Here is a 19,225-nt window from a genome sequence, read left to right as displayed (position 1 = left end):
GGCCCGAATCCAACAGCGCTGTTACATTAGCGGACGTGACCGTCAACCCCGATCGCGAGGCCCTCGGCACCCTGCTGCGCCACGTCCTGGAGGTGCTCGACGGCGACGTCGCCGCCGTCTACGCCGACCTGGGCCTGGCCGACTACCGGCCGCGCTACTCACCGCTGGTGCGGGCGCTCGTCGCCGACGGGCCCCTCGCGATCCGCGACCTGGCCGCCCGGGTCGGCGTCACGCACTCCGCGGCCAGCCAGACCGTGGCCCAGATGGCCCGCGCCGGCCTGGCCGTCCTCGCCCCGGGAGCGGACGCCCGGCAGCGCATCGTCACCCTCACCGACCGGGCGCGCGCCCTGCTGCCGGTGATCGAGGCCGAGTGGGCGGCCACCACCACCGCCATGCGGCGGCTCGACGCCGAGCTGCCCGTACCCCTGGCCGACGAGCTGTACGCGGTGCTCGCCGCGCTGCGCCGCCGCCCGCTGCGCGACCGCATCGCCGACACCGGCCTGGCGCCCACCCGCGCGGCCTGACCCCCGCGCAGCCCGGGCGGGGGCCGGCCGGCGTTCAGCGGCCCAGGCGCTGCCAGCGGCGCACCGACAGCGGCAGAAACACGGCGACCAGCAGCAGCGGCCAGGCCACCGCCAGGGCCACCGCGTGCTCGGCGGGCCAGGAGCCGGCGCCCCAGCCGGGGTTGCCGAACAGGTCCCGGGTGGCCGCGACGGTGGCCGACAGCGGGTTCCACGCGGCGAGGGTGGCGAGCCAGCCCGGCATGGTGGCCGGGGCGACGAACGCGTTGGAGGCGAAGCCGAGCGGCCACACCAGGATCTGCAGCGCCGTGACGGTCTCGGGGCGGCGCAGCAGCAGCGCCAGGTACACGCCGAGCCAGATCATGGCGAAGCGCAGGAGCAGCAGCAGCGCGACGGCGGCCAGCGCGGCGGCCGGGCCGCGGTGCGGCCGCCAGCCGATCAGCACGCCGCAGCCGAGCACGACGGCGAGGGCCGCCGCGGCGTGCAGCAGGTCGGCCACGGCCCGGCCGGTGACCACCGCGGCGCGGCTCATGGGCAGCGACCGGAACCGGTCGGTCACGCCCCGGGTGGTGTCCACGGCCACCGCCGTGTAGGTGGTCTCCACGCCGAAGAGCATGGTCATGGCCACCATGCCGGGCAGCAGGAACTCCCGGTAGTCGGCGCCGTCGGGCAGTGCCATGGCGCCGCCGAACAGGTAGCCGAACATCAGCAGCAGCAGGACGGGGAACAGCAGGCCGACCAGCACCTCGCCGGGGCGGCGGGCCCAGTGGGCGAGGGTGCGGCGGGTCAGGGTGGCGGTGTCGGCGGCGGCCCAGCGGGCCCGTGACAGCGGCGCGACGGTCATGCCGGCACCTCCGTGCGGGAGTCGGTGAGGTGCAGGAACACCTCGTCGAGGGTGGGCCGGCGCACCGCCACGTCACCCGCGCGCAGCCCGGCGGCCTCGACGGCGCGCAGCACGGCGGCGAGCGCGGCGACCCGGTCGCCGACCGGGACGCTGAGCCGCAGCGCGGCGCGGTCCACGGTGGGTGCGGCGCCGGTGGCGGCGGTGACCGCCGCGGCGGCCGGGGCCAGGTCGTCGGGGTGGTGCAGCACGACGTCGATCCGGTCGCCGCCGAGGGTCGACTTCAGCTCCTCCGGGGTGCCGGCGGCGGTCACCCGGCCGTGGTCGAGGACCCGCACGCTGTCGGCCAGGCGGTCGGCCTCCTCCAGGTACTGGGTGGTCAGCAGCACGGTGGCGCCGGCGTCGACGAGGCCGCGGACGGCGTCCCAGACGTCGCTGCGGGCGCGCGGGTCCAGGCCGGTGGTCGGTTCGTCGAGGAAGAGCACGGGCGGGTCGACGATCAGCGCGGCGGCCAGGTCGAGGCGGCGGCGCATCCCGCCGGACCAGGTGGCCACCGGCCGGTGGGCGGCCGCGGTCAGGTCGAAGCGGTCCAGCAGCTCGTCGGCGCGGGCCGCGGCGCGGGCCGGGGAGAGGTGGTGCAGCCGGCCGAACAGCACGAGGTTCTGCCGGCCGCCGAGGATCTCGTCGACCGCCGCGTGCTGGCCCACGAGCCCGAGGTGCGCGCGGGCCCGGTCGGCCTGCCGGCGTACGTCGTACCCGGCGACCCGGGCGGTCCCGGCGTCGGCGCGCAGCAGGGTGGTCAGGATGCGCACCAGGGTGCTCTTGCCGGCGCCGTTGACCCCGAGCACGGCGCAGACCGTGCCCGCGGGCACCGCGAGGTCGACGTCGTCCAGGGCGACCACGTCGCCGTAGCGCTTGTGCAGGCCCTCCGCCTCGATGGCCGGTCCGTCCCGTCGCATTGGCCCCTCCACTCCTCGTCCGGTACGCCGTACCGTACACCATACGAGAAGGGGGGTCGGTACAGTCGGCGGGTGACCACCGAGTACAGCGGCACCGGGGACCCGGCGCGCAGCCTCGCCCTGCTGTGGCGTACCCGGGAGAAGGCCAGCCGCAAGGGCGGCGACCTCTCCGTGGAGCGGATCGTGCGGGCGGCCATCGAGGTCGCCGACGCCGAAGGACTGGCCGCGCTGTCGATGCGCAAGGTCGCCGAACGGCTCGGCGTCGGCACCATGACCCTGTACACGCACGTGCCCGGCAAGGGCGAGCTGCTCGACGTCATGCTCGACACCGTCTACGGGGAGACCGCCCGCCCCGAGCAGGTCGAGGGTGGCTGGCGGGGCCGGCTCACGCAGATCGCCCAGGAGAACTTCGCCCTCTACCTGCGCCACCCCTGGCTGCTGCAGGTCGCCACCACCCGCCCGCCGCTGGGCCCGAACCTCATCGCGAAGTACGAGTACGAGCTGCGCGCCGTCGACGGCATCGGCCTGACCGACCTGGAGATGGACGCCGTGGTCACCCTCGTCACCGGGTACGTGCACGGGGCGGCCCGCCCGGCCGTGGAGGCGGCCCAGGCGAGCCGGGACACCGGGATGACCGAGCAGCAGTGGTGGCACGCGCACGCCCCCTACCTGGAGAAGGTCCTCGACCCGAACCGGTTCCCCCTCGCCGCCCGGGTCGGCACCACCGCCGGGCAGGAGTACCAGGCCGCCGGCGATCCGGCGCGGGCCTTCGAGTTCGGGCTGGCCCGCCTGCTCGACGGCGTCGCGGTCCTGGTGGCCGACCGGGCGGGTGCCGCACCCGCCGGGGTAACGGACGGCTAGCCTTCCGGGCATGACTATGCGCCCGATCCGGATCATCGGCGACCCCGTGCTGCGCACCCCGTCCGAGCCGGTCACCAGCTTCGACGCCGAGCTGCGCGCGCTCGTGCAGGACCTCATGGACACGCTGCTCGGCGCGCCCGGCCGGGCCGGCGTGGCGGCCCCGCAGATCGGGGTCAACGCGCAGGTGTTCGTCTACGACGCCGACGGGCACCGCGGCCACCTGGTCAACCCGACGCTGGAACTGTCCGACGAGCGCCAGGACGACGACGAGGGCTGCCTGTCCATCCCCGGGCTGTACTTCCCGACCCAGCGGGCCATGCACGCCACGGCCCGCGGCTTCGACCAGCACGGCCAGCCGCTGACCATCAGCGGCAGCGGGTTCCTGGCCCGCGCGCTGCAGCACGAGACCGACCACCTGCACGGCCGCCTGTACGTGGACACGCTGCGCGGCGACACCCGCCGCCGGGCGCTGCGGGAGATCCGCGCCGGCCGGTTCGACTCGCCCAGCCGGGGCCGCTGACCACGGCGGCGGGGGTGGCCGGGACGGCCACCCCCGCACGTGGGTCCCGAACGGTCACTTCGGCGGCGGGGCCACCAGGCAGGTCGCGGTCGAGGTGTTACCGGAGTCGTCCACGCCGGTGATGATCGCGTCGCCGCGCAACGTCACCTTGTAGTCGATGTCGCCGGTGCCGTCCTTGACCCGGGACTGCGCGCCCGGCGCCTGCACCAGCTTGATCTTCGTGCCGGCCGGGAACGGCCCGAACCGCACCGACGGGTCGGCGGCGTCGGCGATGTACACGACGACGGCGGTGTCGACGATGTCGGTCGCGGTGAGCTGGTAGAACCCGTCCGGGTTGTACGAGCCGGGGACGTTGCCGCCGCTCGGGTTGTTGGTCGGCACGCACTGCGTGGTCGGCGCGGTCGTGTCGACCACCCGCATCACCGCGGTGTCGCTGCCGGTGTTGCCGGCGGCGTCGCTGGCGGTGCAGGTGACCGTGGTGGCGCCCAGCGGGAAGGTGCTGCCCGGCGGCGGCGCGCACGTCGGGGTGAGCGGGCCGTCGACGTTGTCCGTGGCGCTCGCCGGGTAGGTGATGACCGCGCCGGCGGGGCTGGTGGCCTCCACGGTCCGGTCGTCCACGACCACGGTCGGCGGGGTCACGTCGTTGACCGTCACCGCGATGTGCTCGACGAACGCCGGCCCGCCGGAGAGCCCGTTGAGCAGGAAGTCCACCGTGCAGTGCAGGGTGGCGCCCTGGTGCGCGTCACCGGCGACCGTGATGGTCTCCGCGAACGGCACGTCGGTGCCGCTCTGCCGGGTCCTCGACGGCGCGTCGAAGCCCACCGACAGGCCCGGGTCGCAGACCACCTGCGGGGTGACGGTCACGTCGAGGTCCCGCAGCCCGGACAGGATCGCCGCCGTGACCGTGTCCGGGGCGCTGCCGACGACCTGCCCGCCGGTGGCGGCGGCCACGGTGCTGGCCTGCCCGGTCGCGTCCAGGCCGCCGCCCCCGCCGGTGACGTCGACGGCGAGCACGCGGGCATCGTCGGCCTGCAGCGCGGCGGTGGCCTGCGCGAGGCTGTGCCCGGCGCTCGGGTCGTGGCTGGGCGCGTCACCGACCAGCACCACGATCCGGCTGCTGCCGGCCCGGTAGGCGATGGCGCCCTCGGACACCTGGAACAGGCCGTTCACCCACGCCTCCGGTACGTCGCCGCCGCCACCGGCGACCAGCCCGTCCACCGCGTTCTGCAGAGCGGTGGCGTCACCGGTCAGGTTCTGCCGGACCCGGAACAGCTCCGCGCCGTCGCCCTCGTCCCGGTAGGAGGCCACCGCGAACTGGGCGCTGGGCTGCGAACCGCGCACGTTGTCGATCACCTGCTGCAGGTTGGTGCGCACGTTGGCGATCGCCCCGCCCATGCTGCCGGTCGTGTCGACCAGCAGCACCACGTCCGCGTTCGGCGGGATCGGCGGCGTCGACACCACCTTGCTGATCGGAATCGTGGCACCCGGGTCCGCGGACCGGTCCACGGTCGCCGGGGCGACGCCCGGCGCCGCCCAGGCCGGTGTCGCCGTGACCAACGCGGTCACCGCGGCAGCCACGGTCACCGCCGTTCTTCGCCCCCCGCGCACTGCTGTGAAACCCATCGTGTCTCCTCCAGCTCCGCCGCGCCCGCCCCGGGCGCGGCCTCGAAGCCAGACGCTAGGGGCTGCGCCGCGGCGGGCCGGTCAGACACCAGCCCAGGTCAGGGTCGGGTTGTTGACCCGGCGTGGCGGCTGGACAGGACAGACTGACCGGTCAGGCGGTCACGGCAGGCGGCGCAGCGCGCACTCGGTGAACTCGGCCACCCGGGTGAAACCCAGCCGCTCGTAGAGGCGTACCGCCGCGGTGTTGCCGGCCTGCACGTTGAGCGTCACGTGGTCCACGGTGGGCCGCAGTCCCGCGCAGACCGCGGCGACGGCCGCAGCGGCCAGGCCCCGCCCCCGCACGTCCGGGTGGGTCGTCACGTTGCCCAGGGCGGCCACCCGCCACGTCGGCGACCACACGTGCACCCCGGCCACCGCGACGAGGCGGCCCGCCTCCCGCACCCCCACGTAGCGGCCGGTGTCCAGCATCCGCGGGTCGAACCAGTTGCCCGGGTACGCGGCCGCGTACAGATCGAGCAGCTCCGGCAGGTCGGCGCGCCCCAGCGGCTCCCCGGCCGGGGACACCGCCGCCAACCGCGCCGGGTCGGTCAGCGCCATCCGGTGGTGCGGCGCGGCGTCGGACACCGCGTACCAGCGGGCCACCGTCGCCTCCAGGCCGGGGGAGAGGTGCGCCCACAGCCGGGCCGGCAGCACCGGCGCCGCCTCGACCAGCAGCTCCGCCAGCGCCCCGGCGCGCTCCGGCGCGGCGAACGCCAGCAGCGTGGGCAGCTCCACACCGTGGTAGAGCAGGACCACCTGGTCGTCGCGGCGGAACCACGACGTGTACGGCCAGAAGAAATCGTCCAGGTCACCCAGCTGGTACGCGTGCAGCACCGGGTCCCGGCCCAGCAGCTCGGCGAGGACGGCACGATCGTGTTCGGCGCGGACGGGCACCCGCCGATGATCACATGCGGGCGGCCGGGGCCGTCACGCCACCCACTGGTCGTAGCCCAGCTTGCCCACCAGCGCCACCACCACGACCAGCAGCACCACCCGCACGAACCCCGAGCCGCGCCGCAACGCCATCCGCGCGCCCACCGCCGCCCCCGCGATGTTGCACACCGCCATCGCCGCGCCCAGCAGCCACCACACGTGCCCGGTCGCCGCGAACACCACCAGCGCACCCAGGTTCGTGCCCGCGTTGACCACCTTCGCCATCGCCGACGCGTGCACGAAGTCCGACCCCAGCAGGGCCGTGAACGCCAGCACCAGGAACGTGCCGGTGCCCGGTCCGATCAACCCGTCGTACAGGGCGATGCCCAGGCCGGCCACCGCCACGGCCGTCGCCACCCGTACCGGGGTGCGCCGCTCCGGATACGACACCACCCCCAGCTGCGGCCGGGTCAGCACGAACACCGCCACCGACACCAGCACCACGAGCACCACCGGCCGGTACGCCCCCGCCGGCACCGCACCCGCCAGCGCCGCGCCCAACCCGGCCGATACCACGGCCAGGCCCGCCGCCGGCCCCGCCACCGCCCAGTCCAGCTTCGTCCGCCGCGCGTACGTCACCGCCGCCGTCGACGTACCGAAGATCGCGGCCAGCTTGTTCGTCCCCAACGCCGTCGCCACCGGCACCCCCGGCGCGCCCAGCAGCAGCGCCGGCAACAGCAGCAGGCCACCGCCGCCCACCACGGCGTCCACCCAGCCCGCCAGGGCGGCCGCACTCAACAGGGTCGTCAGCGACACAGGGTCCACGGGCCGCCATTCTGCCCACCCCGGGACCCCGGCGACGCCACCCTGTGGCCAGCGTCACCGCAGCTCACCGCCCCCGGAGACGCCGCAACCACAACCCGATGGACGCCACCGCCACGAACACCAGCATCGAACACAGCAACGCCTTCAGCACCGGGCAAGCGTGCCACGCGGACGTAGGGTGTGCTGGTGCGCCTGGCCACCTTCAACCTGCTGCACGGCCGGTCCCTCACCGACGGCCTCGTCGACCCCGACCGGCTCGCCGCCGCCGTCACCGCGCTCGACGCGGACGTCCTCGCCCTGCAGGAGGTCGACCGCGACCAGTCCCGCAGCGGCAACCTCGACCTCACCGCCATCGCCGCCCGCGCCCTCGACGCCCCCGAACACCGCTTCGCCGCCGCCGTCGTCGGCACCCCCGGCGAACAGTTCCGCCCATTGACCCACGACGACGACGGCCACGGCGAACCCCTCTACGGCGTCGGCCTGGTCAGCCGCTACCCGGTCCGCTCCTGGCAGGTCACCCGCCTGCGACCCGCCCCCGTCCGCTCACCCGTCTACGTCCCCGGCCCCGGCGGCGGCCTCGTGCTGCTGCGCGACGAACCCCGCGTCGTCCTCGCCGCCGTCCTCGACACCCCGCACGGGCCGCTCACCGTCGCCGCCACCCACCTGTCCTTCGTGCCCGGCTGGAACGCCCTGCAACTGCGCCGCGTCGTCCGCGCCCTGCGCGCGCTGCCCGCCCCGCGGATCCTCCTCGGCGACCTCAACCTGCCCGCCGGTCCCGCGGCGCTGCTGTCCCGCTGGCGGCCGCTGGGCCGACGCCCCACCTACCCGGCCGGGGAACCGAGGGTGCAGCTCGACCACGTCCTCGCCGACCGGCGCGGCCTCGACCGGCTGCCCCCGGTCACCGCGGTCGACACCCCGCTGTCGACCATCTCCGACCATCGGCCGCTCATCGTCGACCTCGGCTGAGCCTCAGCCCAGCCCCGACACCCGCTGCGCCGCGCGCACCGCGTTGCGGAACAACATCGCCACCGTCGTCGGACCCACCCCGCCGACCCGCGGCGTGATCGCCCCCGCCACCTCGGCGCACGACTCGTCCACGTCCGGCAGCAACCGCCGCCCCTCGTAGCGCACCCCGCCACCGACCACCACACCACCCGGACGCACATGCTCCGGCTGGATGATCCCCGGCACCCCGGCCGCCGCCACCAGGATGTCCGCCCGCCGCGTGTACCGCGGCCAGTCCGGCACCCCCGTGTGCACCACCGTCACCGCCGCGTTCGCCGTCGGCCGCTTCTGCGCCAGCAGCATCGCCAACGGCCGGCCCAACGTGGCGCCCCGACCCAGGATCACCACCTCCCGGCCCGCCACCGGCACCCCGTGGAACGCCAGCAACGCCTCGATCCCCGCCGGCGTGCACGGCAACGGACCCGGCAGGCCCAACGCCAACCGGCCCATGTTCACCGGGTGCATCCCGTCCACGTCCTTGTCCGGGTCCAGCTCCGCCAGGGCCCGGTCGTAGTCCAGGTGACCCGGAATCGGATACTGCACCAGCACCCCGTGCACGGCCTTGTCCGCGTTGAAATCCGCCAGCACCGCGTGCAGGTCCGCCTGCGACGCCGACGCCCGCAGATGCACGTGCGGCGACACGAAACCCAGCTCCGCCGCCTGCCGCTGCTTGATCCGGATGTAACCCGCGCTCGCGTCGTCGTCGCCCACCAGCACCGTCGCCAACGCCGGCGTCACACCCGCCGCCCGCAACGCCACCACCGACTCGGCGACCTCCGCCAGCACCTGCGCCGCCACCGGCGCACCCGGCAGCAACCGCGCCGTCGCCGTACCCGAAGAAGACATGCCGCACCCCGCCCGCGGAGGCCCAGGCGGTCGACCCCCGCGACGAGCTCCCCGATGGTTGACCCATCCCCGTGCCGCCAGTCGCGTTCCCCTCAGCCTGCCACAGCGCGCTCCGCGACCGCATCCGCCACCGCCTGCCACCGCGGCAACGACCCCAGCACCGCCGCCGCCCGCCGCCGCCGGTCCGCCGCCGACACCACTCCCAGATCCGCCACGGCCGCCTCGAACGCCGGCCGCAACACCCGCTCCCGCTCCGGCGCGTCCACCGCCAGCACCGCGTGACACCGGGCGTACGTCACCACGATCCAGAACATCGCCTCCCGGTGCGCGCCCGCCGCCACCAGCTCCGCGCTCCCGTCCACCACCACCGGCCGCCCCGCCGCCGACAGATCCGCCCCGAACGCGACCGGGGTACGCCGCACCCGCGCCGCCTCGTCGAACGTCACCGCCAACCCCGCCACGTGCTCCCGCACCCGGCCCGGACCCACCCCGCCGCCGTCCAACGACGCCAGCAACTCCTCGTACCGGTCGGCGAACCCGTACACGCCCAGCACCTCCCGCGCCCGCACGTACCGCCGCCGCACCGTCGGATCCCGCAACCCCGCCACCGCGGGCAGCACCGCCAGCAGCGACGTCGGGAACACCCACCCCAGCACCTGGTCGTGCAGCGGCGCGCGCCCGTCCAGCCGCGCCAACCCGTCCTCGACGCGCCGCCGCACCCCGGCACACCGCCGCCGCACCCACACCGGATCCGCGTACCCGGCCGCCACCCGCTCCCGGATCACCGCCAACCGGCCCGACGGGTCCGCGATCACCGTGTCCGTGCGGAACATCGGCGCGAACACCCACGACCCCAGCACCTCCTGCGGCGACCCCAGCTCCGCCCACGTCAGCGCCGAGACCTCCAGGAGCACTCCGCGGTGGCGGAACTTGCCCACCTTCGCCGCCGGGGCGTCCCGCACCAGCAGCACGTCCACATCCGAGGACGCCGGCAGCACCGCCCCGTCCGGCAGACCCACCGTCGACCCGCTGAAGAACGCGCCCCCGATCGACGGGTCCCGGCGCATCGCCTCCCGCACCCACCCGGCCGCCACCACCCGCGCCTCGCCCACCCGCATCCCGGCCATGCTGCCCGCTCAGGGCTCCGCCCGCCTCGCCAGCAAGCCGGCGAGGGCCCGGTTCGTGCGGTTCGACGCCACCGCGGCGCGCTGCTGACCCGCCGTCACCTCGATGTACGTCTGCGACGACGCCAGCGACGCGTGCCCCAGCAACCGCATGATCTCCGCGGCGCTCGCCCCATCCTCGGCCAGCCGCGTCGCGAACGTGTGCCGCAACGCGTGCAGCCGCGCACCCCGCGGCACCCGGTCACCGATCCCGGCCCGCCGGAAACACGACTCCACCAGGTACTGCAGGCCGCCCCGGCGCAGCGGCTCGCCCTGCCGGTCCACCAGCAGCGGCGAGTCCGGCCGGACGCTGTGCGTCCTGAACCGCCGCCGCCGGCTGTCCAGATAGTCCGCCAGCACCCGGTCCACACCCGCCTCGATCGGCACGGTCCGCGGCCGGCCACCCTTGCCGGCCACGTCCACCCGCCGCTCACCGTCCCGGCCCGCCACCGACGCCACCCGCAGCGCCAGCAGCTCCGACAGCCGCAGACCGGCGCACAGGGCCAGCACCAGCACCGCCAGGTCCCGCTCGGGCCACGGGTCGCGCTGCCGGCCGTCCTCCCGCGCCACCGCGGCCAGCAGCTCCTCCGGGGTGTCCTCGCCGCGCAGCGGCTTGGGCTGGGGGAGCGGGGTCCGGGGCCGCCCCACCGCCGGCATGGGATTACCGGGTACGACGCCCTCGGCCACCAGGAACGTGAAGAAGCTGTTCCAGGTGGACCAGGCACGGTGGACCGACGCGGCGGCGCGGGGCGCGGCGAAACGGGCGAACGCGGCACGCATGACCCGGGGCGACAGGGCGCTGACCGGGAGCCGGTCGAGGGGGAGGGGAGTGGTGTCGTGCTCGGCCGCCACCAGACCCGCCACCGTGGTCAGGTCCCGCCGGTAGGCCGCCAGGGTGTGCGGGGAGGGCTTGCGGGTGGCCCGGGCGGTCAGGAACTCGTCGATCAACCGCCCTACCGGTTCGTCCGGTTTGTCATGCATAAGGCATATTATGCATCATTTTCGCGTTCCCGGTAGGGTCCGATCCCGGGGGAGCGACCCCGGAAACCGGTTGTCGCCCCCCGGAGACTGGGTCCGTGGTGGACATCGACGAACAACTCGTACGCCGGCTCGTCGCCGCACAGTTCCCGCGGTGGGCGCACCTGCCGGTCGCCGCCGTGCCGCGGCAGGGGTGGGACAACCGCACGTTCCGCCTCGGCGACCACCTCGTCGTGCGGCTGCCCAGCGCCGAGGGCTACGTGCCCGGCGTCGCCAAGGAGGACCGCTGCCTGCCGGAACTGGCCCGCCACCTGCCGCTGCCCGTACCCGAACCGGTCGCCACCGGAGCACCAGGCGACGGCTACCCGTACCCCTGGTCGGTGCGGCGCTGGCTGCCCGGCGACACCCTCGAGGCCGCCGGGGAGGTCGACCGGCCCGCCGTGGCGCGCGACCTCGGGGCGTTCCTGACCGCGCTGCGGCAGGCGCCCACCGCCGGCGGCCCGGCGGCCGGAGGTCACTCCTGCTTCCGGGGCTGCCATCCGAGCGCCTACGGCGACGACGTCGAGCGTGCCCTGCACGCGCTGGGCCACCGGGTGGACACGGCGGCCTGCCGGGACGTCTGGGCCCACGCCCAGACGTCGGCCTGGCCGGGGCCGCCGGTCTGGTTCCACGGGGACGTCGCCGCCGGCAACCTGCTCGTCTCGGGTGGGCGGCTGTCCGCGGTCATCGACTTCGGCACCTGCGGTGTCGGTGACCCCGCGTGCGACCTGGTGCCGGCCTGGACCTGGTTCGCCGGCAACGAGCGGAAGGTGTTCCGGGAGGCGGCCGGCCTCACCGGCGACGCCTGGCGGCGCGCCCGCGGCTGGGCGTTGTGGAAGGCGCTCATCACGCTGGCGCGCCCGGACGGGCGGAACGAGGAGCAGTCGCGGATCCTCGCGGCGGTCCTGGCCGACCCGGTCGTGGGCTGACCCGGGGAGGCCCCCGAACTGTCTACTTGACATAATGTACATTATCGACTTTGGCGTTGCGGCAGCGTGCGGCCCACGGTGACCCGGCGGTGTGGGCCCTCGAACGTGACCTCGTCGTGCCAGTCTCGCTCGGTCAGGTCGGACATTCCGAGGTCGCGCAGTGCACCCACACCAGGTGCCTATCACGGTCTCTGGCTGGGCGGACGCCCCGCGGTTCCGGCTCGACCGGCCTCGGCCGCCGGTCCGGGCTGGAGGTCGACCACTCCCTTGCCGGTGCGGATGTCGAGCGGCACGGAGACCTGGTCGTGGGCGATCAGCCAGGTTCCGTCGATCTTCCGGAAGCAGAAGGTGGCCCGGACCCACATGCCGTTCGTCGCGGTCCCGTCGTGCAGTGTGCCGCTGAGCCGGCCGAACGCGTGTCCGAATGCGACGTCGGTGCCGACGGTCAGGGTCAGGTCCCGGACCTCGTAGGACACGGTGTCGAAGAACGCGAAGACGTTCGCCCAGTTCTTGAGTTTGGCGTCGATCCCGACGTGTTGCAGCGGCGGTTCGACGTCGAAGGACACCACGTCGGTCGTGTAGAGCCTGCGCAGGGCCTCGAGGTCCTTGTTCCGCAGTCCTTCGACGATCCCCTCGATCTGCTGCCGGATGCTGGTCTCGTCCGCCATTTTCTCCTGCCTCTCCTTCGGTGGGAACTTCCCGTGCCCGGCCGTGTTCGGCGGCTCAGGCTGACCTTCGCTCCAGGTGCGACAGCTGTAGGGGCGGCCCGACCCGGCTCGCGCGAGGGATACCGAACCCGGCCGGTTGCCGATAGTGTCCACAGATCCACCGTCCGTTCATCCGGAGGGCTGCGTCATGAGGTTCGGACTTCCGTGGCTGCCCCGAACGGTGGCCACCGTGCTGCTTCTTCTCGGCGGGGTCGGCGTGCCCGCGGCTTCCGCTTCGGCGGCGCCGTCGGCGCCGGCGGGTACGGACCTCACCGTCGACCTGGCCGGCGGGACGATTCCGCTGGGGGTCACGAAGAAGACGCTGCACCTGAAGATCAGCAACCGGGGCGACGCGACCCCGACCCAGGTCGTCGTCCGGGTCGACGCGTCGGACCTGGACAGGTTGGATTTCCGGCTCACGCTCTGGCCGACCGGCGGGCTGGCTGAGTGCGACGGGGATTTCTCCGGCTGGTACTGCGACCTGCTGCCGGATCACGTTCCGGGGCCGGGCGAGACGGTGGACCTTCCCGTTGTCGCCACCGTCCAGACCGGAGAGCCCCTCGCGGGCCGGATCAAGGTGACCGTCGAGGTCGAACCGGTCGACACGAATCCGGCCGACAACACGAAGTGGTTCCCGATCGAGGTGGTGGATCAGGCCGAAGCCGACCTTTCGGTGGTCGCGCCGGACGTGACGCAGTCGGTGCGGGTCGCTGCCGACGGCAGCCTCACATCCACCGGGACGTTGAATCCGGGCGAGACGGGCGCGGTGCGCTACACGATCGCCAACCAGGGGCGGAAGCCGGTCGATGGCGTCAAGGTCGAGCTGCGCCTGCCCGCGGGCGCCACCTTCACCAGGCCGCCCAGTGAGTGCGCCCTCGGTGACGCGGGGCGTGCGGCGGTCTGCACCTACGACCGGCTGGCCCTCGTTCCGGTCGACCAGGACACCGACCCGAACGACCAGCGCCACTCCGCCGTCGAGCTGTACCACCTGGTGACGGTGTCGGCGGCCACGAAGGCGCCGGTCACGTTGCGAAACGGGACCGTCCGGGTCGAGGGTCTGAGCGACCCCCAATCGGACCGTTCCGGCCCGGCGCGGAGCGCGCTTCCCACGAACGCCGTCGCGGTACGGGCGGTGGATGTGGACGACAGCGACAACCAGGACGGGTTCGCCATCGTGGTGGTCGCGAACAGCAGCGGCGGCGGTGGTGGTGGCGGCGACCCCGGTGACGGTGGAGGCGCTGGTGGCGGTGGTGGAAGCAACCCGGGTGACGGTGGTGGCGCTGGTGGTGGCGGCCTGCCGGTCACCGGGTCCCGGGCCGGGGTGACCGCCGGGACCGGCCTGGCCCTGCTGGTCGGTGGCGGCGTGCTGCTGCTCCTGACCCGACGGCGCCGGGCCGTCCGATGACCCGCGACGGGTGACCGGTGCGCACCTGACGGCACTGGTGGTCACGACAGGCGCGTTCATCGGCTCAGGCTGATCTCGCGCTCCATGTGCGAGAGCTTGTGCGGGTTGCGTACGGCGTAGAGCCCGGTGACGAGCCCGTCGTCGATGCGTACGGCCAGGACGGCTTCGATCTCGTCGCCCTGCTCCATGATCAGCGCCGGGAAGCCGTTGACCTGTGCCGGCCGCAGCGACATCAGCTCGGCGATCCTGCCCAGCCCGGCGGCGAGCAGTCGGGCCACCTTGTCGGCGCCGACGACGGGCCGCGGGACGGCCTGGCGGACTCCCCCGCCGTCGCCCAGGAAGACGACGTCCGGGGCGAGGATGTCGAGCAGGCCCTGCAGGTCGCCCGTCTCGGTGGCCCGCTGGAACGCCGCGAGGGCGTCCCGGCTCTCGGCGGCGGACACGGGCCCGCGGGGCCGGCGCGCCGCGACGTGTTCCCGGGCCCGGTGGGCGATCTGGCGGACCGCGGACGGGTTCTTGTCGACGGCTTCGGCGATCTCGTCGTAGCCGAGGTCGAACACCTCGCGCAAAACGAACACGGCCCGTTCGGTGGGCGTGAGCGTCTCCAGCACCAGCAGCATCGCCATCGAGACGCTGTCGGCCAGTTCGACGTCCTCGGCCACGTCGGGCGCGGTGAGCAGCGGCTCGGGCAGCCACGGGCCGACGTAGGACTCCTTGCGGCGGCCGAGCGTGCGCAGCCGCGCGAGCGCCTGGCGGGTGGTGATCCGGACCAGGTACGCGCGCTGCTCCCGCACCGTGTCGAGGTCGACGCCCACCCAGCGCAGCCAGGTCTCCTGGAGGACGTCCTCGGCGTCGGCGGCCGACCCGAGCAGCTCGTAGGCGACGGTGAACAGCAGGTTGCGATGGGTGAGGAACACCTCGGTGGCGGGATCCGGGCGGTCGTCGGGTCCGCTCTGCGCGGTGCCGGCCATGGGTGGCTCCTGTTCGGTCGCGAGGGTGTCACCCATCAGATGCCGGGTCGGGCTGTGGTGTGACACCGGGACGGGTGTGGGGTGGGTCACGCGGCCGCCCTGTCACGGGGGCGGGCCGCCCGGCATCTCGTGGTCGTCCGATGCGACAGCACGAGGGAGGCCGAGCCATGGAAGCTCGATTCGACATGATGGCCAACGAGATCGCCATGAAGTTCGCCAAGCGGTTCGCCAACGCCGCAATGGTGATCCACCAGTCGCCGCTGCCGAGTTCCACGCAGGAACTGGTGTCGCTGCGCGCCAGCCAGATCAACGGGTGCGGGTGGTGCATCGACATGCACACCAAGGAGGCCGCGGCCGCCGGTGAGACGGCCGTCCGGCTCAACCTGGTGGCCGCGTGGCGGGAATCCACCGTGTTCACCGAGGCCGAGCGGGCGGCGCTGGCGCTCGCCGAGGAGGGCACCCGGCTCGCCGACGCCCACCAGGGGGTGTCGGACGAGACGTGGGAGGCGGTGCGCAAGCACTACGACGACGACCAGATCGCGGCGCTGGTGGCCCTGGTGTCGCTGATCAACGCGGCGAACCGGATGGCGGTGATCGTGCACCAGCGGGGCGGCGCGTACGAGGCGGGCATGTTCGCTGCCGCGCTCAACTGACCGGCGGCGCTCCCCCGGCGGGTTCGCCGTCGATTCGAGGCGCCGGGACGGCGTGGTTCGGTGGCCACGCCGTCCCGGGGCGGCCGGGTCAGGCGCCGACGTAGGCGGCGAGGTGTTCTCCGGTGAGGGTGGAGCGGTCGGCGACGAGGTCGGCGGGGGTGCCCTGGAAGACGATCCGGCCGCCGTCGTGGCCGGCCCCGGGGCCCAGGTCGATGATCCAGTCGGCGTGTGCCATGACGGCCTGGTGGTGTTCGATGACGATGACCGACTTGCCGGAGTCGACGAGCCGGTCGAGCAGGGCGAGCAGGTGCTCGACGTCGGCGAGGTGCAGGCCGGTGGTCGGCTCGTCGAGGACGTAGACGCCGCCGGTGTCGGCCATCCGGGTGGCCAGCTTGAGGCGCTGCCGTTCGCCGCCGGACAGGGTGGTGAGCGGCTGTCCGAGGGTGAGGTAGCCGAGCCCGACGTCGGCGAGCCGGTCGAGGATCTTGTGGGCGGCGGGGGTGCGGGCGTCGCCGGCGCCGAAGAACTCCTCGGCCTCGGTGACGGACATGGCGAGCACCTCGCTGATGTCGCGGCCGCCGAGGTGGTATTCCAGCACGGAGGCCTGGAACCGCTTGCCCTCGCACTCCTCGCAGGTGGTGGCGACGCCGGCCATCATGGCGAGGTCGGTGTAGATGACGCCGGCGCCGTTGCAGGTGGGGCAGGCGCCTTCGGAGTTGGCGCTGAACAGCGCGGGTTTGACGCCGTTGGCCTTGGCGAAGGCCTTGCGGATGGGGTCGAGCAGCCCGGTGTAGGTGGCCGGGTTGCTGCGCCGGGAGCCGCGGATGCCGCTCTGGTCGACGGTCACGACGCCGTCGCGGCCGGACACGGAGCCGTGGATGAGTGAGCTCTTGCCGGAGCCGGCCACGCCGGTGACGACGGCGAGCACGCCGAGCGGGATGTCGACGTCGACGTCGCGGAGGTTGTGGGTGTCGGCGCCGCGTACCTCCAGCACGCCGGTGGGGGTGCGCACGGCGGGCTTGAGGTGGGCGCGGTCGTCGAGGTGCCGGCCGGTGAGGGTGTCGCTGGCCCGCAGCCCGGCGACGGTGCCTTCGAAGACCACCTCGCCGCCGGCGGTGCCGGCGCCGGGGCCGAGGTCGACGACGTGGTCGGCGATGGCGATGGTCTCGGGTTTGTGCTCGACGACGAGGACGGTGTTGCCTTTGTTGCGCAGTTGCAGCAGCAGGTCGTTCATCCGCTGGATGTCGTGGGGGTGCAGGCCGATGGTGGGCTCGTCGAAGACGTAGGTCACGTCGGTGAGTGAGGAGCCGAGGTGGCGGATCATCTTGGTGCGCTGGGCCTCGCCGCCGGAGAGTGTGCCGGAGGGCCGGCTCAGCGACAGGTAGCCCAGCCCGATCCGCACGAACGAGTCGAGGGTGGCGCCCAGTGCCGTGAGCAGCGGCGCCACGGACGGCTCGTCCAGGCCCCGCACCCATTCGGCCAGGTCGCTGATCTGCATGGCGCAGGCGTCGGCGATGCTGATGCCGGCGATCTTCGAGGAGCGGGCGAGTGCGCTGAGCCGGGTGCCGTCGCACTCGGGGCAGGTGGTGAAGGTGACGGCGCGTTCGACGAAGGCCCGGATGTGGGGCTGCATGGCGTCGACGTCCTTGCTGAGGAACGACTTCTGGATCTTCGGGATGAGGCCCTCGTACGTGAGGTTGATGCCCTCGACCTTGATCTTGGTGGGTTCCTTGTGGAGGAGGTCGTGCAGCTCCCGCTTGGTGAACTTCCGGATCGGCTTGTCGGGGTCGAAGAAGCCGCAGCCGCTGAAGATGCGCCCGTACCAGCCGTCGACGCTGTAGCCGGGGACGGTGAGGGCGCCCTCGTTGAGGGACTTGCTGTCGTCGTAGAGCGCGGTCAGGTCGAAGTCGGTGACCGAGCCCATGCCCTCGCAGCGGGGGCACATGCCGCCGGTGATGCTGAAGCTGCGCCGTTCCTTCGTGGTCTGCCCGGCGCGTTCGACGGTGACCGCGCCGGCGCCGCTGATGGAGGCGACGTTGAAGGAGAACGCCTGGGCCGAGCCGATGTGGGGCTGGCCGAGGCGGCTGAAGAGGATGCGGAGCATGGCGTTGGCGTCGGTGACGGTGCCGACGGTCGAGCGGGGGTTACCGCCCATCCGTTCCTGGTCGACGATGATCGCGGTGGTGAGCCCGTCGAGGACGTCGACCTCGGGCCGCGCGAGGGTCGGCATGAAGCCCTGCACGAAGGCGCTGTAGGTCTCGTTGATCAGCCGCTGCGACTCGGCGGCGATGGTGCCGAACACCAGCGAGCTCTTGCCGGAGCCGGAGACGCCGGTGAACACGGTCAGCCGGCGCTTCGGGATCTCGATGCTGACGTCCTTGAGGTTGTTCTCGCGTGCTCCCTGCACGCGGATCAGCTCATGGGTGTCGGCGACGTGCTGCGCGGGCGAGGAGGTGTCCGTGCTCATCGTGTCTCCATCTGTCCGTTGGGCCGCGGTCGCGGCCCCCTCCGGCGTCGGCTCGCTCGATCCGATCATGTCGGTCCGACAGGTCAGGGCAGCTCCTTGATGCGGATCAGGTTGCCCGCGGGGTCGCGGAACGCGCAGTCGCGGACGCCGTAGGGCTGCTCGATCGGCTCCTGGACGACCTCGGCGTCGCCGGCCTGGAGCTTCTCGAAGGTGGCGTCGAGGTCGTGGGTGGCCAGCAGGATCCACCCGTAGGTGCCCTTGGCCATCATCTCGACGATGGTACGGCGTTCCTCGTCGGTGACACCGGGGTCGGCGGCCGGCGGCGCCAGCAGGATGGACGTGCCGGGCTGCCCGGCGGGGCCGACGGTGATCCAGCGCATCCGGCCCTGCCCGACGTCGTTGCGGACCTCGAACCCCAGGATGTCGCGGTAGAAGGCCAGGGAGGCCTCCGGGTCGTCGTGTGGGAGGACGGTGGTGTCGATGGTGATGTCCATGGCTGTCAGGCTAGGTGCGCCGCCACGGCGGGCGCTTCTCGATTCCTGATCGGTCTGGTGACCTGCTTCGCCACGCAGGGCGGCAGCTCGGCGGCCTCGCCGGCCGCGGCCCGGGCCCGGTAGGTGCTGGGCGGGATGCCGACCAGCTCGGTGAAGCGGGTGCTGAAGGTGCCCAGCGACGAGCAGCCGACCGCGAAACAGACGTCGGTGACGCTGAGGTCACCGCGGCGCAGCAGCGCCATGGCCCGCTCGATCCGCCGGGTCATGAGGTACGCGTACGGGGACTCGCCGTAGGCGAGCCGGAACTGGCGGCTGAGGTGCCCGGCGGACATGTGCGCGCCGCGGGCGAGCGCCTCGACGTCCAGTGGCTGGGCGTGCTCCCGGTCGATGCGGTCGCGGACCCGGCGCAGCCGGGCGAGGTCGCGCAGCTGCTGCGCCCGGTCGGAACTGCTGCTCACCTGCCAGATCGTGCCACGTGGCGCCGGGGTTGCCCACCGCGTTGCGGG

Annotated in this window: 20 protein-coding genes and 1 riboswitch; of the genes, 7 read left to right on the top strand and 13 right to left on the bottom strand. The window is 73.7% G+C overall.

Translation table 11 applies throughout. From position 1 onward, the window contains the following. Window positions 1-35: 35 nt before the first annotated feature. Complete coding sequence (locus GCE86_RS11295) at window positions 36-524, top strand: MarR family winged helix-turn-helix transcriptional regulator (RefSeq protein ID WP_154226906.1); 489 nt, start codon at window positions 36-38, stop codon at window positions 522-524. Between the two features lie 34 nt (window positions 525-558). Here GCE86_RS11295 and GCE86_RS11290 read toward each other — a convergent pair whose 3' ends face one another. Together GCE86_RS11290 and GCE86_RS11285 are read right to left on the bottom strand one after the other, a co-directional pair. Continuing rightward, window positions 559-1,365: an ABC transporter permease gene (locus GCE86_RS11290; RefSeq protein WP_154226905.1), complete on the bottom strand. Its 807-nt coding sequence runs from the start codon at window positions 1,363-1,365 to the stop codon at window positions 559-561. Beyond that, a complete protein-coding gene (locus GCE86_RS11285; protein WP_154226904.1) occupies window positions 1,362-2,321 on the bottom strand; it encodes an ATP-binding cassette domain-containing protein in 960 nt (319 codons plus the stop codon). The genes GCE86_RS11290 and GCE86_RS11285 overlap by 4 nt, the downstream gene beginning before the upstream one ends. Window positions 2,322-2,393: 72 nt before the next feature. Between GCE86_RS11285 and GCE86_RS11280 the strand changes: the two genes are divergently transcribed. Then, a complete protein-coding gene (locus GCE86_RS11280; RefSeq protein WP_154226903.1) occupies window positions 2,394-3,182 on the top strand; it encodes a TetR/AcrR family transcriptional regulator in 789 nt (262 codons plus the stop codon). Between the two features lie 10 nt (window positions 3,183-3,192). Continuing rightward, window positions 3,193-3,702, top strand: coding sequence for a peptide deformylase (gene def, locus GCE86_RS11275; RefSeq protein ID WP_154226902.1), 510 nt, complete (start codon window positions 3,193-3,195; stop codon window positions 3,700-3,702). A gap of 54 nt (window positions 3,703-3,756) precedes the next feature. Here the strand turns inward: def and GCE86_RS11270 are convergent, their stop codons facing one another. From GCE86_RS11270 to GCE86_RS11260, 3 genes are all read right to left on the bottom strand, one after another. Continuing rightward, window positions 3,757-5,325: a VWA domain-containing protein gene (locus GCE86_RS11270; protein WP_154226901.1), complete on the bottom strand. Its 1,569-nt coding sequence runs from the start codon at window positions 5,323-5,325 to the stop codon at window positions 3,757-3,759. Window positions 5,326-5,484: 159 nt separating this feature from the next. Further along, window positions 5,485-6,258: a GNAT family N-acetyltransferase gene (locus GCE86_RS11265; protein WP_154226900.1), complete on the bottom strand. Its 774-nt coding sequence runs from the start codon at window positions 6,256-6,258 to the stop codon at window positions 5,485-5,487. Window positions 6,259-6,291: 33 nt separating this feature from the next. After that, complete coding sequence (locus GCE86_RS11260; RefSeq protein ID WP_244317305.1) at window positions 6,292-7,008, bottom strand: sulfite exporter TauE/SafE family protein; 717 nt, start codon at window positions 7,006-7,008, stop codon at window positions 6,292-6,294. 240 nt (window positions 7,009-7,248) lie between these two features. Here GCE86_RS11260 and GCE86_RS11255 point away from each other — a divergent pair, with 240 nt between their 5' ends. Then, a complete protein-coding gene (locus GCE86_RS11255; RefSeq protein WP_154226898.1) occupies window positions 7,249-8,028 on the top strand; it encodes an endonuclease/exonuclease/phosphatase family protein in 780 nt (259 codons plus the stop codon). Window positions 8,029-8,031: 3 nt separating this feature from the next. On the opposite strand, the gene GCE86_RS11250 is transcribed toward GCE86_RS11255, so the two are convergent. From GCE86_RS11250 to GCE86_RS11240, 3 genes are all read right to left on the bottom strand, one after another. Continuing rightward, window positions 8,032-8,913 (bottom strand): bifunctional 5,10-methylenetetrahydrofolate dehydrogenase/5,10-methenyltetrahydrofolate cyclohydrolase, encoded by an 882-nt coding sequence (locus GCE86_RS11250; protein WP_154226897.1) that lies wholly within the window; start codon window positions 8,911-8,913, stop codon window positions 8,032-8,034. Between the two features lie 13 nt (window positions 8,914-8,926). Continuing rightward, a riboswitch (ZMP/ZTP riboswitch) is annotated at window positions 8,927-9,008 on the bottom strand. Next, window positions 9,006-10,031: a hypothetical protein gene (locus GCE86_RS32345; RefSeq protein ID WP_154226896.1), complete on the bottom strand. Its 1,026-nt coding sequence runs from the start codon at window positions 10,029-10,031 to the stop codon at window positions 9,006-9,008. (Overlaps the previous riboswitch by 3 nt.) Before the next feature lie 18 nt (window positions 10,032-10,049). Continuing rightward, entirely contained in the window at window positions 10,050-11,057 is a 1,008-nt protein-coding gene (locus GCE86_RS11240) for a tyrosine-type recombinase/integrase (RefSeq protein WP_154226895.1), read from the bottom strand. Window positions 11,058-11,152: 95 nt separating this feature from the next. Here GCE86_RS11240 and GCE86_RS11235 point away from each other — a divergent pair, with 95 nt between their 5' ends. Then, window positions 11,153-12,022 carry an aminoglycoside phosphotransferase family protein gene (locus tag GCE86_RS11235; protein WP_154226894.1) on the top strand — a complete coding sequence of 290 codons (870 nt, stop codon included), beginning with the start codon at window positions 11,153-11,155 and terminating at the stop codon, window positions 12,020-12,022. A 182-nt stretch (window positions 12,023-12,204) separates the two neighbouring features. On the opposite strand, the gene GCE86_RS11230 is transcribed toward GCE86_RS11235, so the two are convergent. Then, window positions 12,205-12,690 carry a YybH family protein gene (locus GCE86_RS11230; RefSeq protein ID WP_154226893.1) on the bottom strand — a complete coding sequence of 162 codons (486 nt, stop codon included), beginning with the start codon at window positions 12,688-12,690 and terminating at the stop codon, window positions 12,205-12,207. A gap of 187 nt (window positions 12,691-12,877) precedes the next feature. On the opposite strand from GCE86_RS11230, the gene GCE86_RS31835 reads away from it, so the two are divergent. Beyond that, entirely contained in the window at window positions 12,878-14,134 is a 1,257-nt protein-coding gene (locus tag GCE86_RS31835; protein ID WP_163636737.1) for a COG1361 family protein, read from the top strand. Between the two features lie 56 nt (window positions 14,135-14,190). On the opposite strand, the gene GCE86_RS11220 is transcribed toward GCE86_RS31835, so the two are convergent. After that, the gene (locus tag GCE86_RS11220; protein ID WP_154230450.1) at window positions 14,191-15,105 is read right to left on the bottom strand and encodes an RNA polymerase sigma-70 factor; all 915 of its coding nucleotides are present in this window, start codon (window positions 15,103-15,105) and stop codon (window positions 14,191-14,193) included. A 167-nt stretch (window positions 15,106-15,272) separates the two neighbouring features. On the opposite strand from GCE86_RS11220, the gene GCE86_RS11215 reads away from it, so the two are divergent. Beyond that, window positions 15,273-15,758, top strand: coding sequence for a carboxymuconolactone decarboxylase family protein (locus GCE86_RS11215; RefSeq protein WP_154226892.1), 486 nt, complete (start codon window positions 15,273-15,275; stop codon window positions 15,756-15,758). 88 nt (window positions 15,759-15,846) lie between these two features. Here the strand turns inward: GCE86_RS11215 and GCE86_RS11210 are convergent, their stop codons facing one another. The 3 genes from GCE86_RS11210 to GCE86_RS11200 all read right to left on the bottom strand — a co-directional run bounded on the left by GCE86_RS11210 (window position 15,847) and on the right by GCE86_RS11200 (window position 19,177). After that, window positions 15,847-18,225, bottom strand: a complete 2,379-nt coding sequence (locus GCE86_RS11210) for an ATP-binding cassette domain-containing protein (RefSeq protein ID WP_154226891.1) — start codon at window positions 18,223-18,225, stop codon at window positions 15,847-15,849. Window positions 18,226-18,308: 83 nt separating this feature from the next. Then, window positions 18,309-18,719, bottom strand: coding sequence for a VOC family protein (locus GCE86_RS11205; protein ID WP_154226890.1), 411 nt, complete (start codon window positions 18,717-18,719; stop codon window positions 18,309-18,311). Window positions 18,720-18,724: 5 nt separating this feature from the next. After that, window positions 18,725-19,177, bottom strand: a complete 453-nt coding sequence (locus GCE86_RS11200) for a helix-turn-helix transcriptional regulator (RefSeq protein WP_154226889.1) — start codon at window positions 19,175-19,177, stop codon at window positions 18,725-18,727. Window positions 19,178-19,225 lie beyond the last annotated feature (48 nt).

It is taken from the genome of Micromonospora terminaliae (genome assembly GCF_009671205.1).
GTDB lineage: Bacteria > Actinomycetota > Actinomycetes > Mycobacteriales > Micromonosporaceae > Micromonospora > Micromonospora terminaliae.
This window is presented reverse-complemented; position numbering and strand designations above follow the sequence as displayed.

Bases quoted from the DNA above. Each gene is read 5' to 3' on its own strand.
- GCE86_RS11290 (WP_154226905.1), bottom strand. From the start codon at position 1,365: ATGACCGTCGCGCCGCTGTCACGGGCCCGCTGGGCCGCCGCCGACACC.
- GCE86_RS11285 (WP_154226904.1), bottom strand. From the start codon at position 2,321: ATGCGACGGGACGGACCGGCCATCGAGGCGGAGGGCCTGCACAAGCGC.
- GCE86_RS11230 (WP_154226893.1), bottom strand. From the start codon at position 12,690: ATGGCGGACGAGACCAGCATCCGGCAGCAGATCGAGGGGATCGTCGAA.
- GCE86_RS31835 (WP_163636737.1), top strand. From the start codon at position 12,878: ATGAGGTTCGGACTTCCGTGGCTGCCCCGAACGGTGGCCACCGTGCTG.
- GCE86_RS32345 (WP_154226896.1), bottom strand. From the start codon at position 10,031: ATGCGGGTGGGCGAGGCGCGGGTGGTGGCGGCCGGGTGGGTGCGGGAG.
- GCE86_RS11270 (WP_154226901.1), bottom strand. From the start codon at position 5,325: ATGGGTTTCACAGCAGTGCGCGGGGGGCGAAGAACGGCGGTGACCGTG.
- GCE86_RS11240 (WP_154226895.1), bottom strand. From the start codon at position 11,057: ATGCATGACAAACCGGACGAACCGGTAGGGCGGTTGATCGACGAGTTC.
- GCE86_RS11205 (WP_154226890.1), bottom strand. From the start codon at position 18,719: ATGGACATCACCATCGACACCACCGTCCTCCCACACGACGACCCGGAG.
- GCE86_RS11210 (WP_154226891.1), bottom strand. From the start codon at position 18,225: ATGAGCACGGACACCTCCTCGCCCGCGCAGCACGTCGCCGACACCCAT.
- def (WP_154226902.1), top strand. From the start codon at position 3,193: ATGACTATGCGCCCGATCCGGATCATCGGCGACCCCGTGCTGCGCACC.
- GCE86_RS11215 (WP_154226892.1), top strand. From the start codon at position 15,273: ATGGAAGCTCGATTCGACATGATGGCCAACGAGATCGCCATGAAGTTC.
- GCE86_RS11220 (WP_154230450.1), bottom strand. From the start codon at position 15,105: ATGGCCGGCACCGCGCAGAGCGGACCCGACGACCGCCCGGATCCCGCC.
- GCE86_RS11250 (WP_154226897.1), bottom strand. From the start codon at position 8,913: ATGTCTTCTTCGGGTACGGCGACGGCGCGGTTGCTGCCGGGTGCGCCG.